Genomic DNA, 15,008 nt, shown 5'->3' with positions numbered 1-15,008 from the left:
ATGAATCATGCTCCTTATTTTTTGATATGATCGACATTTTGAATAAGCGCTCCAAATCTAATAAATCTTTATAAATTGGCCGTATTACCGGGTTTGTTTGATTTTTATTTAATACAGATTTTACACTTTCCAAGGACAGATGTTGATCCAAAATACGCTCAATTAAAATTTGATGTTTTGGCTCGTTGGTTTTCACACTTTGAGTAGCCAAATATAAACTCTCCACCCATCCTCCAATTATCATTAGAGATGCAAGCAGATATCTGTCCTGTTCTTTTAATTGTTCGTGCGATTCCATATAAATCTCTGAAATTACCTCAGTAATTAACTCCTTGTTTGTCAGATTTTCTTCTAACAATTTGATTGTATTTGGATCTACTGCTCTTATTATCCCTAAAGACTCAGCTAAATTCCTGGTAATATTTAGATATTCCAAAGATGTTTGAAACTGGTCATTTATGCCAGAATAACTTAAATCTGCACAATAAACTCCCAACGCAATGGCTTTGGATGTACTTGTGGAGTAACCTGCTAATTTCTCACTGGAGTTTAATAAATCTTCTCGAAAAACCAATCCTGATTTTTTAATTAGCAGAGAAGTTTCGATTGGACTTGGTAAAACAAAGAATACCTTCTTCATTATATCTGTATTTTCAGCCGTTAACTGATATTCTAAGGTTTCTGATTTAATTTCCTTTTCCTTCTTCCCTGCAGAATTCCAACTACAAGAAGCAAATAAAAATATCAATAATCCAGCTACAGAAATCTTTCTCATATATTACAATGGCGAGTTAAAATTTATAGTCTAAATGAAAATACGATTTTTTTCTTCACTAAAACTGGTTAAGAATGGCCTTTATAACCACAAAACCCCATATTGACACAGGATATAAGTTTAATTATTATTAAAAAGGCAATTTTCATCAAAAACTACTAGTATCGCTTATTTTATTAATTTTGCAGGATACAAACGAAAACAAAATGACGGATAAAGCGAAAAAAGCAATACACGATAAATTAGTATCGGAACTTCAGTCTTCAGATTATAAAACTGTTACAAAATCGATTAATCAATTAAGAGAAGAAGGACAATTGGAAGACATTGTACTTCTGTTTGATTTATTGGTAAGAAACGATGATGAAGAAGTAAAAAATACCATCCTGAAATTTTTAGCTGACATTAAGGACAAAAAAGCTGATCTGATTTTTATTAACGCAATTCTTAATGACAAGTACAAAACAATTCAGAAAGAATTAACAGGAATTTGCTGGCAGTCTAGTATTGATTTTACAAAGCACGTGAGTGTGTTTACCGATTTATTAATCAAATCTGATTTTGAAACAGCTTTTGAAGCCTTTACTGTAATCGAAAACTTTACAGAAAAAATTGAACCTGAGAAAAGAATTGAAGAGCAAGATAAGTTAAAGGATGCAATTCCAAATGCTCCTGAAGAAATGAAAGGAATGATTCATGAATGTATTCACATTCTTGACCAATTTTAAAAAGAAAGGCTGAATCAGTTGATTCAGCCTTTTTTATTTTAGATCATTACATCTTTTTCATTATTCGAGAAATACTTCATGAACTGTGCTCTTTCGTAAAGTGCTGAATCAGGAATATTTCCATAACTCAACTTTCCTCTGAATTCATCAATTGATTTGAATTCTTTTTTAGCCATCCAAGCTGATATTTCTTCCAAAATTTTGGTTATCTGATCAAATCCATGTTCATAAACTGTAGAACAAATTTGAACTGTTTTTGCACCTGCCAACAATTGCTTAATTGCAGCCTCACCACTATGAATTCCAGTTGAAGCTGAAATATCAAGGCCTTTAATTTTATCGGATAACATTCCAACCCAACGCAAAGATCTTCGAATATCACTCGCATTACTTAAAACTTCAGCACTAGTGATTTTCAAATTTTCAATATCAATGTCTGGCTCGTAGAATCTATTGAACAAAACAATCGAGTCAGCTCCATCAGCATTTAATCTATTCGCTACTGAAAACAAATTTGTAAAATAAATGCCCAATTTCATTGAAATCGGAATATTCACTTCTTTCTTAACAGCATTGAAAATTTTGAAATACAGCTCTTCATACTTTGTAGAACTCATATTTCTATCGTTTGGAACGATAAATGCATTCAACTCAATAGCATCAGCACCAGCTTTTTCTATTTCTTTGGCAAATTGAGTCCAATCTGATGATGACACACAATTGATACTCGCAATAATAGGAATAGAAACCGCTTCTTTTGCTTCCTTAATTAATGTCAAATAATTTGAAACCGAGTTACCCTTGATATAATTTTGGATATAATCCTCAGCTTCAGGATATCCAACATTCGTAGGGTCTTTGCTAATAAGATGACGGGCTTCGTTAGTAATTTGCTCTTCAAATAAAGATTTTAATACAACAGCACCAGCTCCCTTTTCTTCGATAATCTTAATCTTTCTTACCGAATTGGTTAAACCAGAACTACTAACAATAACAGGATTCTTTAAAGACAATCCCATATAAGTGGTTTCAAGTTTTATCATAATATTTTGATTTTATTGAATTTCAATCGTTGACGAACAAATATAATCATTTAAATAAATAATCACGATTCATCAACTAAGGACTTTATCGCAAATGTTATTTATTCGAATAATCTCTGGCTCCAAAAATGGTACTTCCCACACGAATCATTGTGCTTCCTTCTTCAATTGCCAATTTATAATCTCCTGACATTCCCATCGAAATTTCTTTGAAACTCTCCTCATCTGGAAAAAATTTCGATTTAAGTTCGCTATAAATAGATTTTAGATTACCAAATTCCGAACGAATCTGTTTTTCATCATCAGTGTAAGTAGCCATTCCCATAACACCTACAATGCGTACATTTTGCATATTCTGATATTCCTCTGAATTTATAATACGCTCTGCATCGTTCAAATCTAACCCAAACTTTGTATCCTCATCGGCAATATGAAACTGCATCAAACAATCTATCACACGATTATTTTTCAGGGCCTGTTTATTAATCTCTTTTAGCAATTTCAAACTGTCCACCGCATGAATTAAGCTAACAAATGGAGCAATATATTTGACTTTATTGGTTTGCAAATGACCAATCATGTGCCAAACTATATCTTTTGGCAACTCTTCAAATTTTCTGGTTAACTCCTGAGGTTTGTTTTCACCGAAAACTCTATAACCACTATCATAAGCTTCCATAATCGCTTCGTTGGGCTTGGTTTTAGAAACTGCAACTAAGGTTACATTATCCGGAATTGAATTTTTAATTTCTTCTATTTTTTGAGGTATGCTCATACCAGTACTAGTTTTGAATTTTAAAACTCAAAATTACAATTTTTCAGTTTTAAGTCTTACCCAGAAATTAAATTAATTATCATCTGATAGGATAAAGCCCACTCCATGAACATTTTCGATTTTCACTTGTGGATCTGGTTTTAGGTGCTTTCTCAATTTTGTAATAAACACATCCAGACTTCTTCCCATAAAATAATCATTTTCACCCCAAACCTTTACAAGTATATCCTCTCGACGAACTACATTGTTTTTCGATTGAAGCAGCATGTATAGAACCTCTCCTTCTTTTTGCGTAATTCGAGATTCATTCCCATCAATTCTTAGAGTAAGATTTACATGATTGTATTCAAATTTACCAAGTTTGATAGTTAACTCTGAAATATTCTGAACCGAATTTGTTCTTTTTAATATTGCATTTATTCTTCTTACCAATTCATCCTCATCAAATGGTTTGGTTATGTAATCATCTCCTCCCAAATCAAACCCTTTAAGCTTATCTTCCTTTAAGGATTTTGCCGTGAGAAAAATAATAGGAATATCCTTATCCTTTTTTCTGATCTTTTTGCCCAAAGAAAACCCATCCATTTTAGGCAGCATCACATCCAAAAGACAAATATTATACTTTGATTGGGTAAATTTCTCATAGCCTTCTTCCCCATCTCGAGCTAAGCTAACTGCGAAACCTTCCATCTCGAGAAAAGCATTTAAAACCTCTCCCAAGTTAGGATCATCTTCAACCAGTAATATATTTTTTGTTGTAAGTGTAGACATAAATTTTTAAGATTGTGGTATTATTACAGTAAAGGTACTACCATAATTTTTCTTGCTCCAAACATTTATCGAGCCTTTATGAGCATCAATTATCATTCGGGAATATGACAAGCCTATTCCAAATCCTTTAACATCATGACGGTCACCTGTTGGGGCTCGGTAATATCTATCAAAAACATGTTTTTGTTCTTCTTTACTCATTCCGATTCCTTTATCGGAAACCAAAACAAGTAAACTTCCATTATTATTTTTGGTTTCCAACTTTAATTCCGGTTTACCCGAAGAGTATTTTATAGCATTATCCAAAAGATTTAAAAACACATTTTGAATTAACTCCCGATCTCCTGTAATTAAATCATTTGCTGCTGATTTATTTACAATTAACTCACCCTTTCGCTCTGATAATCTAACCGATAAAGAATCGATACATTCTTTTAGTAGTTCATGCACATTAAATTGATTTGAATTCAATTGTAACTCACCTCTATCAATACATGATAATTTTAAAAGTTGATCAACTTGCTTTTTAAGTCTATCATTTTCAGAAGTAATCATATTGGCATAATGAATCACCTGATTTGGTTGAGAATGCACCTTTTCACGTCCAAGCATCTTTCCTGCCAAAGCAATGGTTGCCATTGGGGTTTTGAATTCGTGAGCAATATTATTTATAAGATCGGTGGTCCTTCCTAAAATTTTCTTGTCTTTAAGAAAAGAGAAAACAGTTAATCCAAAAAACACAAAAAGTATTAATATCAGAATTACGGATAATATAAACATGCTGCCCATACTATCCATTAAACTCTGCTCTCTTTTATTAAAATAGACATTCAGAACGGCTTTATCATGACTTAATGCCTTACGCAAGCTATAATAAAAACATTTACTTCTTGGCTGCTCATCAGCCGAAGATAATACTTCAATGGTGTATGGTGATTGAATTTGATAATTTTGAAACTGCTGCTTAACTATTGAATCCAATCGTTCCACTTCACTTTCCAATTTTGCACTATCATTGGCATCAAATCTCTTTTTATTCATGCAAGCACTCATAGCTTCACATCTCTCTCGGTCCTTCATAAACTCGTCCACCGATTCATGCAAAGCCATTCCTACCCTATGGTTAAATTGTTCTTCGTTCAAATCGCGAGCTCTACCTATCCACCTTATTTGTATCAAGAGAAGAGTAATAAGAACCAGTACAGATATGCCAAGAAATATCTGAATTCTATAATTACCTAACCTGTTTATTAATTTTTGAACTTTTTTTTATCATTTAATACCTTCTGTATTCCTTTAATAATGGGTCTATTAATCAATTCAAAGGTAGTTTAATTTTTAAAAAATTAAATTCCTTTAACAATTCATTAACAGCAGACAAAAAGATCTTTTACGTTCTTTATGTTACAATTCAATAAAATCAAAACGGATTAATTAACATTTAAATTTAAAAACAATGAAAAAGTTATTATTGAGCCTATTATTTGTTTTCGCCATTAGCGCAGTAAGTTTCGCAGTTCAACCGGTAAATATTTCTGCTGATAACAATACCGTACTTACTCAAGATGTAGATCAAAATCAGCAGCAAGATAAAAAGAAAGTAAAAAAAGAAGCAAAAGCTGATAAAAAAGCTTGTTGTTCAAAGAAGAAAGACTGTTCTAAAAAAGAATGCACTAAGAAAAAAGAATGCTGCAAGGACAAAAAAGAATGTTCTAAGAAAAAGCAATGCTGCAAAGACAAGAAAGAATGCTCTAAAAAAGAAGCTAACGCAAACAAAAAATGCGATTCAAATTGTAAAAAAGAGTGTTGTAAAAAGTCATAAATTATTATTAAGCAACAGGTAAACCCTTCGAAAATTCGAAGGGTTTTTTTATGCATTTTGGTACAATTTATGTTGCAAGTTCAAGGTTAGAGTTTTAAAACCAATAAAATAATGAAATCCCCATGAAAACATTAATAATTTTCGCCTTAAGCATTGTATTCTCAATTTGTGCACAATCTCAAAATGTGGAACGCTACATGCAATATCATGACAAAGGTAGAATGTTAATTCTGGAAGGGAAGTATGATAAAGCGATCCCCTATCTTGATACGGCAATTAACATTATGCCCTATTATCCTACTATTTTTCAAGACCGTGGGTATGCTTACATGCAATTAAAAAACTATGAGAAAGCGATATTGGATTTCAATCATGTACTAGCTAAAAAACCGTATATGAATGAAATTAAATTGCAAAGAGGAATGGCTTGTTATCACCTGAATCGTTTAAATGAATCAGAACAGGATTTAATGGATGTTGTCAATTCCAATCCGTCTAAAAACCGAGAGGCAATTATTTACCTTAGAAACATTCAAAAAGAAAAGGAATTAGCTTACATCGAAAACCAACAAAAATTAGAATACTTACGACTACAAGTTGAAAATGAAAGACTACAAAGAGCACGACACCGAGAAGAAGTAATCTGGAATACTGTAGTTCCCCTAGCCTTTTGGACAACCGTATTTTTAACTTGGTAAATCTGTATCTGGATCAATTGGTTTCCGTTTAAAAGAAATCGTTTTTCCAGGAAATCTTATTTTTTTAAAATCTGGCATTTCCGAATTCTCCAATTTAAGTCTCAATTTATCAATACTATCAATTGAGCCAACTACTGTTAAAACATCTCCTAAGCGTAACCTAGTGAATCCTGTAGAAATTAGAGTATTCTGATTTCGTTTGGTTGCCAATATTATCAAATCGGTAGGAATTTGCAGATCTCGAATTGCAATTCCATGCAATTCCGGATTTTGCATTTCGATGTCAACGGTATCCTGATTTTCTTCCATTCCAAGTAACAGTGACGTTGCGATTGGGGAGCGAACCAAATGATCCATAAGGCTTACCATTACGGTAGACGGTTCAACAATTAATGCTCCTAATTCATGAAATTTCTTTATAAAACTTCTTTCATGAACCCTAACCACAATATCTCTGGTTCCAAAGTGTTCATATGCCAATTCACAAACTTTTAAGTTGTCATCATCTTTATTTAATAGAACCAAAGCATCTGCCTTATGAGCTTTAATTTTCTTCAATTCATTCAAATTATACTCAGGAACACACACAACATTTACTCCTTGATATTCTAATTTTGCCTTAACCTCATTTCTGGTTACCACCTTTACATTCCAATCATTATCAGCTAACTGTCGGGCCAATGCCAGAGACTGACCTTCTAATCCAAAAATAAGTGCTTTTTGTACTTTATTTTCATGCTGTAGCTCTCTTTGTTTATGACTTTCGCCTACCAAAATAATGGACCATTTGAATAAAGGAGGTCCAAATATCTCATTTAATACAATTACAGCTAATAATATGGTAGCAAACTCGGGACCCCAAGTTGGATATTTTTCTGACACTACTGCTACTAAACCGATGGCAACACCAGCCTGGGTTACAAATGGCATCCAGGAAATTCTATTGTAACGTATAGGATCACCACCTAACGTGCCACCAATAAATGCTCCAATCGCCATACTAGATAATCGTACAACAAAAAATATCAATGCAATAGACCAAACTTCTTGTAAAATATCAATTTTTACCGATGCTCCGGTTAGTGTATAAAACAATACATAAATGGATGGAACCACCAATTCGATGATACGATTAAACTCTCTTCGGTTTTTACCAAAATTAACCACTACAAAACTTCCAAGAATACAAATTAGTAATGGCTCAACATACAAATCGAAACCAAACCATTCCATACTTTGATGATGAACCAAACCAGCTAAGAGGTACACACTGTATCCTGTAAGTACTATAATAAAAGCCTTAATCTGCGTGTATATACGAATGGCTAATATCAGATTTAACAAATTTCCTAATACAAATCCTAAGAGTACAGATAAACACAACTCACCAAATAAAATGATAACTAACCAAAAATCGAATGGTATTTTTGAGATCAAAGCATCTGCAACAGCAAAACAAATGGTGAAAAGAACAATTACCAGTACATCTTTTATTACTGTAACGCCTATTGCCATTTGTGTAAAAGGTCCTTTTGCTCTCATTTCATTAATTACAGCTATAGCCGAAACCGGCGATCTGGTAACGAAAACTGTCCCTATTAACAATGCAACGGCCAACTTATACTCAAATGACATTTCTGATAAGAACTGAATTCTCTCCGACATCAACAATACAAAAGAGACACTAATCCCAAAGGTAAAGACGAGTTGCCCAAAAGTCATCCATTTTATGCTTTTCATCCTACCCTTTAACTCCTTCAGAAACAATTCTGCTCCAGCTGCAAAAGCAATAAATGCCAATGATATTTCATTTATAAATCCAAGTTTTTCAATTGAAGTTTTTGGCAACAAGTTTAATACGTAAGGACCTGACAATATTCCAATGAATAAAAGTCCTGTAATTATAGGCAATTTGATTTTTGGAAAATACAGTGATATTCTATTCGCACCTACAGCAATAATCAAAAAACCAATAAGGACCATTAATATTTCAAAATACTCATTCATTCAATTCAATTTTATGGATTGTCGATAATGATTGATATAAACATATCATAACAACATGTTTAGATATTAATATTTAAGATACAGAATTCTCTTTTTAGTTCCAACTCTGTCCAACAATGTTAAATGATTGTAAAGTCTGCACAGATACGAACACCAACTGTACGAAATGTAACAACACTCACCCTTTCACACCAATACTAACCCTTCTGTTAATCATTGATATTTTGCAACTTACCAACAATGGCACAAATACTGATATTATTTTTATGAACCTATTAACCAAACAAAAATGAAGATCAAACGAATTTTTACCATTGGAGTCATTTTTTTGATGATTTGCATTGTAAATACAAAAGCAAGTAATCAAATTTATTCTCCTGAAATTATCAAAGCAATTCTTGATGAAACTCAAGAACTTTGCTCGAAAGATAATGGATTGCTATGGGGACATAGCTTGGATGTTCCGATTCTCTTTATTGATGAAGAAAATAAAATAGTATACTCGAATAAGAATAGCTCAAAATTAAATCTGGAAGAAAGAAATAACATTTACATAGGGAAACTTCCTGATTTCATTAAAGTGAAAAAAGGTCCGCAAAAAATAGACAAACGCAATTGGGCTATTATACCTCTTCCTTTGCCTGAGAACAAAATTGAACAACAATGTATTATTTTACATGAAGCCTTTCATTGTCTGCAACCACAAATAGACTTAAAACCATTGCCATACAACAATAGTCATATGGAAGAAATGGAAGCAAGGGTGTGGTTAAAACTTGAATGGAAAGCTTTAGATTTAGCCTTGCACAGCGAAGGTGAAGATCGAAAACAAGCAATCGTCGATGCAATTTGTTTTAGAAAATATCGCAGAGCTTTATATTCTGATTGCGATGGATGTGAAAACAGATTTGAAATTCATGAAGGTATGGCTGAATATACCGCTCAAAAAATCTGCAGATCCAAAACTGAATTTAAATCATTTTTGCAATCGAAACTTGAATGTTTGTGGGAGAATAAATCGTATGTTGATTGTTTTGCTTTTTTTACTGGACCTGTTTATGCCTATTTACTGGATGAAACAGACATCAATTGGAGAAACCAATTAGGTTCTAAAGATGATATTTCAATACTTGTACAAACAGCTTATAACATTTCTCTACCTTTTGATGTTTACATGGAAGCTGAAGAAAGATCTGTTTTGTATAGTGGTGCAAAAATTATGGGAGAAGAACTGGATAGAGAAATTGCACTATAAGCCTTTTACCTATCTAATATGAACTTGCGAGTAAAAAGGATTGCTTATGGCAATCCTTTTTATTTACATTACAATTTTCTTTCCTTAACTTTATATATCAAAAATCAGAAAATCATGAATATTTTATTGGAACAGGGGTGGAGTGAAATAGATAGCAAATTGATTAAGAACTACGTATTATCCGATTTTACCCATGCCATTAAATTTATCAATCTAATTGCTGAAGATGCTGAAAAAGCAGATCATCACCCTGACATTAAACTGTATAAGTACAAAAATGTCAGAGTATCATTGACTACTCATTCTAAACGAAGAATTACAGTAAAAGATATTGCGCTTGCTAAGCAGATTGATAAAATATTTGAATCAATAATTTGATTTTACCAAACTTCTATTCCTTTATTGTAAGTCCCTAAAATCTGCATTCCTCTTACCTTTTGAGAAATCTTATTCATTGCATTTTTAAATTGAATGGGTACTTTAAATTCCAAATCTACATGAAAAAAGTACTGCCAATTCTCTCCTGGAATTGGATGAGATTGAATTTTAGAAAGATTAATATCCTCTTGAGCAAAGCAGTCTAAAATATAAGATAAACTACCAGGTTCATGACTCGTACTAAAGTAAAGAGAAGCCTTGGTAAATCCGCCATTCACACCAACATCTTTTTGTCGTTTTAGCAGGAAAAAGCGTGTTTGGTTATTCTTAATACTTTCGATTTCTTCTGCCAAAATCTCTAAATTGTAAAGTTTTGCAGGCAGATCACCTGCAATGGCTCCTACTCCAATCAATTCATTCTCTCTAATATTTCTTGCACTAAGAGCCGTATCCTCCATTTCAACCATCCTAATATGTGGATATTTTCGAAAATAAGCTCGACACTGATTAATTGCCATTGGATGCGAATGTACCTCTTTTAAATCCTCAATTTTCTGACCTGGCAATGCCATTAAGTTCTGCTTGACTCTTAAAAAAATCTCTCCTTCCACAACAAGGCCAGAATCTTGCAGCAGTCCATAATTTTGCAAAATACTTCCAGCTATTGAATTCTCAATTGCCATTATTCCGGCATCGCAAACTTTTTCATCATTCACCAGATCAATTAATTTGGCAAAATTCTCAGCAGGAATAATATCTACGTCTTCACCATAATAAGCATTTGCTGCCAAATGATGAAAACATCCCTCTACTCCTTGAATAACAACTCTTCGTTTGTCCATTTTTATTTTGATTAATTGTTAGATTATACTCAAAAAAAAAGTCCTGAATAATCAGGACTCTCTTTTAATGCATTTGAAATTTAAACCATAAGAATCCTGTCCTTCTCGTCTCCAAAAAAGAAAAAGCTAAAAAAGAAGCTAAAGAAAAATATGGTTCTCATTGTATCGTAAAAAAAAAGCCTTTCGAAAAAGGCTCAGTTAATATTTTATATCACACAAAACCCCTCAGCACTACATGCTAAAAAAGAAAAAAAATCGGTTTATGTGAATTCTATTCATAGTTTGTAAATCATTTGTACAGCTCAAAGTTAAAAAAATAATTTAAAAAATGATGGTTCAGTATAAAATCAATTCAATTTCAACAACATAATTTAATGCAGCAATAAAAGAAACAACCAAGCTTTTTCGAAGTTTTTTAATATCTTTTAGTTTGATTTTTATTATTTTAAGAGAAAACCACATGAAACAACTCATCCTGCTATCCTTTATTTTATTGAATGCAACATGCATAAATGCTCAAAATACCAAAGAATACTCGGTTGCAATTTTGGGTGATGAATATATTTACGAAACTGATTCAATCTTAAATCTGTTGAAAGCTGAAATTAAATCTGTTGTATCTCAAGAAGCTACAGTTGTATTTAAGAAGGAATATCATTTAATGAACCAACTAAGCCAGGAAAAGGCAAAGAAAAACTATCAAACCGTAGTAAATTCAGAAGGTGTTGATTTGATATTATCCTTTGGTTCCCTTAACAATTTTGTGATTGCCCAAAACAAAACATTTCCCAAACCTGTTATTTTGTTTGGTGTTATTAATGATGACTTTATTGAGTTTCCTGAAGGACAATACACTTCGCAGGTTAAAAATTTAACCTATATTTTAACTCCCAAATCATACAAAGAAGATTTATCCGAATTTAAAGAGATGTATCCTTACAATAAAGTTGGGATTATTTTAGATGAGTATTTAACCAAAATCTATCCTGTAAAAGAAACCTTGGACAAAATTTTGGGTGAGATCAATTCAGAATATAAAATCATCTCGATATCATCTGCTAATGAATTAGACGCCCAACTTGAAGATGTTGATGCTGTTTATATTTCGGGAGGCTTATATTTCTCAATGGAGGAAAAGCAAAAAATGATTGACATGATCAACAATCGAAACTTGCCTTCTTACACTTCTCTGGCTGAAGAATTCTCATCCTTGGGGGTACTTTTTAACACTCAACCTGTAAATGAATTAAATCAGTTTCTTAGACGCATTGCTCTAAACATAGAAGCTGCCGTATTAGGAAGTGATTTATCGGATCTGCCTATTTATCTGGATGTTGAAACCAAGCTTCTTCTAAATATTGAAACCTCATTCCTAATTAATTTTCCTTTGAAATACAGTTTCTTAATAAAAACAAACATTGTCGGAAACGCCAATAACCTACCTTATAAAAAGAGCTATTACCTTGATAATTTTGTGTATGAACTTCTGGAAAATAGTTTAAGTCTGAAGGCAAGTAAGTTCGATATCGATTTGGCCAATCAGGAGGTAAAATTGGCAAACAGTCAATATTTACCGAATCTTACCTCATCGGTAACAGGTAAGCATATTGATCCTGATTTAGCTGAAGCTTCCAACGGATCTAATCCTGAGTATTCCACAAGTGGTAATGTAAGTGTAGAGCAGCTATTATTTTCGGAACAAGCTAGTGGAAATATAAAAATTCAGAAAAAGTTAGCATCTGCCAGTCAAGAGAATTACAATGCCACAGAAAAAGATGCAATACTGGATGCTGGTGTTACTTTTTACAATGCTTTAATTGCAAAAGCCAATTACCTTATTAATGATGAAAACCTAAGGGTTACCAGAAAGAATTTTGAAATTGCACAGCAAAATTATTCAGCTGGACAAACAGGAAAGGGTGATGTTTTGCGTTGGAGAAGTGAATTGGCCCTTGCAACTCAAAATATCGTTAATGCTTACACTAATTTTATTCAAGCAATGCATGCCATCAATCAACTTCTAAACAATCCTATTGATTACAAGATTGACATCAAACACTCTTTGGTAGATGAGAAAACAGATGATCAATTTGATTACAAGGGCCTAATCAAGCTTATTGATGATCCTATTTTAAGAGATAAACTTTTAAAATATCTGGAGACAGTTGCTATTGAAAATGCTCACGAACTAAAATCTTTACAATTTAATATTGATGCATCAGAGAGAGGTGCAAAACTATATCAAAGGAGTAAATTCCTTCCGACTATTGCCTTGCAAGGAGGATACAATCATACTTTTTCAAAAGATGGAAAAGGAAGTACTTATCCAATAGGCATTGTAGGGGCTCCAAATGGATATTATAATATTGGCATACAATTAAGTCTTCCTATTTTTAATCAAAATCAAAGAAGTTTAAATAGACAAAAGTCATTAATTCAGCAGAAGCAATTAAATATTCAAAAGGAAAATACTGAAACACTCATCAAGAAAAATGTAAACGATATTGTGTATGCCTTATTGAATCTATACACCAATATCGAATTATCAAGACTTACCACCAAAACGGCCAAAGAAAGTTTAGAACTTATGCAAATTTCTTACTCAAATGGAGCTATTGGAATTACGAGTTTAATTGATGCTCAACAAGCATACTTTCAAGCGCAACAACAACAAGCAAGTGCAGGTTACAACTTTTATTTAACCCTATTACAAATGGAAAGAGTACTCTCGTATTATTTTTTCCTAAATCCAGATGAAGAAAATCAAATTTTCATTCAAAATCTTCAAAACTATCTTTTAACCAATAATTAAACCAGCATAATTATGAAACCATTATACATTCTAACATTTGGCTTATTCTTATTTATTTTTGGATCTTGTAGCGATAGTAACGAAAAGCAAAAACAAGAACGATATCGTCCTGTAAAATATCAAGAGGTTAGTTACTCAGGAATTGGACAAGTGCGATCATTCAACGGAACTGCAAGATCTGATAAAGAAATCAACTTAAGTTTTAGAACCTCTGGCATATTAACGGTTTTAAACATTGCCAATGGTCAAGCAGTGAAAAAAGGTGATTTATTAGCAAGAATTGATAATTCAGAAGCTCAATTATCTCTGGAACAAGCTATTTCTGCACTAAGCAGTTCTAAGGCTAACTTAAACACAGCAACATCAACATTGGATAGAACAAGAACTTTGTTTGAGAAAGGAAGTGCTTCGCTAAGTGATTATGAAAATGCGAAATCATCATACGCTTCGGCCAAAGCAAACTATGAATCCTCAAAACGAAGTGTTGAAATTCAACAAAAACAGGTTGGATATGGAATTATCTACTCTCCTTCCAATGGAGTTATTGCAGCTAAAAATGTAGAAAATAATGAGAATGTAAGTGCAGGACAAATTATTGCAGTTTTGAATGCCGGTAGCTTTATGGAGGTAAGCCTTGGATTGCCTGAAAACGTAATCAACAGAGTGCAAAAAGGCATGGAAATATCGGCAACATTTCCCGCTCTTCAGGGCAAAGAATATCAAGGAGTAGTAAATGAAGTATCTCCATCTATTAGTGAGGGATCTGCTACCTATCCGGTAAGAATAAAATTATTAGGCGAAACTTCTGAAGTAAAGTCAGGAATGGCAGCACATATCAAATTTAAATTTACCGAAACGAATAATAGTGAAGTCTTAATTGTTCCTATTTCTGCAGTGGGTGAAGACAGCAAAGGCAATTTTGTTTTCGTTATAGAGAAAGAAAACGAGAGTGTTGGTGTAATTAAAAAGCAACACTTTAAAGTTGGAGTACTATCACCCATTGGATTTGAAGTAGAGAGTGGATTAAAAGAAGGTCAGATTGTGGCTACCGCGGGTTTACAAACACTACTTGACGGACAAAAAGTTAGCTTAAAATAGTATT

14 protein-coding genes are annotated in these 15,008 nt (G+C 32.7%); 7 read left to right on the top strand and 7 right to left on the bottom strand.

Translation table 11 applies throughout. From position 1 onward, the window contains the following. Positions 1–775: hypothetical protein (locus JCM15579_RS09820; RefSeq protein ID WP_054719336.1), on the bottom strand; the 775-nt coding region annotated here is incomplete at its 3' end. Positions 776–981: 206 nt separating this feature from the next. Here JCM15579_RS09820 and JCM15579_RS09815 point away from each other — a divergent pair. Next, positions 982–1,503 (top strand): hypothetical protein, encoded by a 522-nt coding sequence (locus JCM15579_RS09815; protein WP_157471424.1) that lies wholly within the window; start codon positions 982–984, stop codon positions 1,501–1,503. Positions 1,504–1,541: 38 nt separating this feature from the next. Here the strand turns inward: JCM15579_RS09815 and JCM15579_RS09810 are convergent, their stop codons facing one another. From JCM15579_RS09810 to JCM15579_RS09795, 4 genes are all read right to left on the bottom strand, one after another. Continuing rightward, entirely contained in the window at positions 1,542–2,546 is a 1,005-nt protein-coding gene (locus JCM15579_RS09810; RefSeq protein ID WP_054719331.1) for a dihydroorotate dehydrogenase-like protein, read from the bottom strand. Positions 2,547–2,643: 97 nt separating this feature from the next. Beyond that, positions 2,644–3,321: a YggS family pyridoxal phosphate-dependent enzyme gene (locus tag JCM15579_RS09805; protein WP_054719328.1), complete on the bottom strand. Its 678-nt coding sequence runs from the start codon at positions 3,319–3,321 to the stop codon at positions 2,644–2,646. 72 nt (positions 3,322–3,393) lie between these two features. Next, positions 3,394–4,092 (bottom strand): response regulator transcription factor, encoded by a 699-nt coding sequence (locus JCM15579_RS09800; RefSeq protein ID WP_054719325.1) that lies wholly within the window; start codon positions 4,090–4,092, stop codon positions 3,394–3,396. 6 nt (positions 4,093–4,098) lie between these two features. Next, positions 4,099–5,271 carry a sensor histidine kinase gene (locus JCM15579_RS09795; protein ID WP_157471423.1) on the bottom strand — a complete coding sequence of 391 codons (1,173 nt, stop codon included), beginning with the start codon at positions 5,269–5,271 and terminating at the stop codon, positions 4,099–4,101. Positions 5,272–5,548: 277 nt separating this feature from the next. Between JCM15579_RS09795 and JCM15579_RS09790 the strand changes: the two genes are divergently transcribed. Next, a complete protein-coding gene (locus JCM15579_RS09790; protein WP_054719319.1) occupies positions 5,549–5,914 on the top strand; it encodes a hypothetical protein in 366 nt (121 codons plus the stop codon). 122 nt (positions 5,915–6,036) lie between these two features. Then, positions 6,037–6,612 (top strand): tetratricopeptide repeat protein, encoded by a 576-nt coding sequence (locus tag JCM15579_RS09785; protein WP_054719316.1) that lies wholly within the window; start codon positions 6,037–6,039, stop codon positions 6,610–6,612. Here JCM15579_RS09785 and JCM15579_RS09780 read toward each other — a convergent pair. Continuing rightward, positions 6,601–8,619, bottom strand: coding sequence for a monovalent cation:proton antiporter family protein (locus tag JCM15579_RS09780; RefSeq protein ID WP_054719313.1), 2,019 nt, complete (start codon positions 8,617–8,619; stop codon positions 6,601–6,603). The genes JCM15579_RS09785 and JCM15579_RS09780 overlap by 12 nt on opposite strands. A gap of 289 nt (positions 8,620–8,908) precedes the next feature. On the opposite strand from JCM15579_RS09780, the gene JCM15579_RS09775 reads away from it, so the two are divergent. Together JCM15579_RS09775 and JCM15579_RS09770 are read left to right on the top strand one after the other, a co-directional pair. Continuing rightward, the gene (locus tag JCM15579_RS09775; protein WP_054719310.1) at positions 8,909–9,874 is read left to right on the top strand and encodes a hypothetical protein; all 966 of its coding nucleotides are present in this window, start codon (positions 8,909–8,911) and stop codon (positions 9,872–9,874) included. A 114-nt stretch (positions 9,875–9,988) separates the two neighbouring features. Further along, the gene (locus JCM15579_RS09770) at positions 9,989–10,252 is read left to right on the top strand and encodes a 4a-hydroxytetrahydrobiopterin dehydratase (protein ID WP_172677412.1); all 264 of its coding nucleotides are present in this window, start codon (positions 9,989–9,991) and stop codon (positions 10,250–10,252) included. 2 nt (positions 10,253–10,254) lie between these two features. Here the strand turns inward: JCM15579_RS09770 and JCM15579_RS09765 are convergent, their stop codons facing one another. Next, entirely contained in the window at positions 10,255–11,094 is an 840-nt protein-coding gene (locus tag JCM15579_RS09765; protein ID WP_054719304.1) for a prephenate dehydratase, read from the bottom strand. Between the two features lie 460 nt (positions 11,095–11,554). On the opposite strand from JCM15579_RS09765, the gene JCM15579_RS09760 reads away from it, so the two are divergent. Beyond that, entirely contained in the window at positions 11,555–13,906 is a 2,352-nt protein-coding gene (locus JCM15579_RS09760) for a TolC family protein (protein ID WP_054719302.1), read from the top strand. 12 nt (positions 13,907–13,918) lie between these two features. Next, the gene (locus JCM15579_RS09755) at positions 13,919–15,004 is read left to right on the top strand and encodes an efflux RND transporter periplasmic adaptor subunit (protein ID WP_054719299.1); all 1,086 of its coding nucleotides are present in this window, start codon (positions 13,919–13,921) and stop codon (positions 15,002–15,004) included. Positions 15,005–15,008 lie beyond the last annotated feature (4 nt).

Origin of the sequence: Marinifilum fragile JCM 15579, assembly GCF_001310955.1 — a bacterium.
In the GTDB taxonomy this organism is placed as follows: domain Bacteria; phylum Bacteroidota; class Bacteroidia; order Bacteroidales; family Marinifilaceae; genus Marinifilum; species Marinifilum fragile.
This window is presented reverse-complemented; position numbering and strand designations above follow the sequence as displayed.

Coding starts and splice junctions, on each gene's coding strand:
- JCM15579_RS09805 (WP_054719328.1), bottom strand. CDS start 3,321: ATGAGCATACCTCAAAAAATAGAAGAAATTAAAAATTCAATTCCGGAT.
- JCM15579_RS09815 (WP_157471424.1), top strand. CDS start 982: ATGACGGATAAAGCGAAAAAAGCAATACACGATAAATTAGTATCGGAA.
- JCM15579_RS09760 (WP_054719302.1), top strand. CDS start 11,555: ATGAAACAACTCATCCTGCTATCCTTTATTTTATTGAATGCAACATGC.
- JCM15579_RS09810 (WP_054719331.1), bottom strand. CDS start 2,546: ATGATAAAACTTGAAACCACTTATATGGGATTGTCTTTAAAGAATCCT.
- JCM15579_RS09785 (WP_054719316.1), top strand. CDS start 6,037: ATGAAAACATTAATAATTTTCGCCTTAAGCATTGTATTCTCAATTTGT.
- JCM15579_RS09800 (WP_054719325.1), bottom strand. CDS start 4,092: ATGTCTACACTTACAACAAAAAATATATTACTGGTTGAAGATGATCCT.
- JCM15579_RS09755 (WP_054719299.1), top strand. CDS start 13,919: ATGAAACCATTATACATTCTAACATTTGGCTTATTCTTATTTATTTTT.
- JCM15579_RS09775 (WP_054719310.1), top strand. CDS start 8,909: ATGAAGATCAAACGAATTTTTACCATTGGAGTCATTTTTTTGATGATT.
- JCM15579_RS09780 (WP_054719313.1), bottom strand. CDS start 8,619: ATGAATGAGTATTTTGAAATATTAATGGTCCTTATTGGTTTTTTGATT.
- JCM15579_RS09790 (WP_054719319.1), top strand. CDS start 5,549: ATGAAAAAGTTATTATTGAGCCTATTATTTGTTTTCGCCATTAGCGCA.
- JCM15579_RS09765 (WP_054719304.1), bottom strand. CDS start 11,094: ATGGACAAACGAAGAGTTGTTATTCAAGGAGTAGAGGGATGTTTTCAT.
- JCM15579_RS09770 (WP_172677412.1), top strand. CDS start 9,989: ATGAATATTTTATTGGAACAGGGGTGGAGTGAAATAGATAGCAAATTG.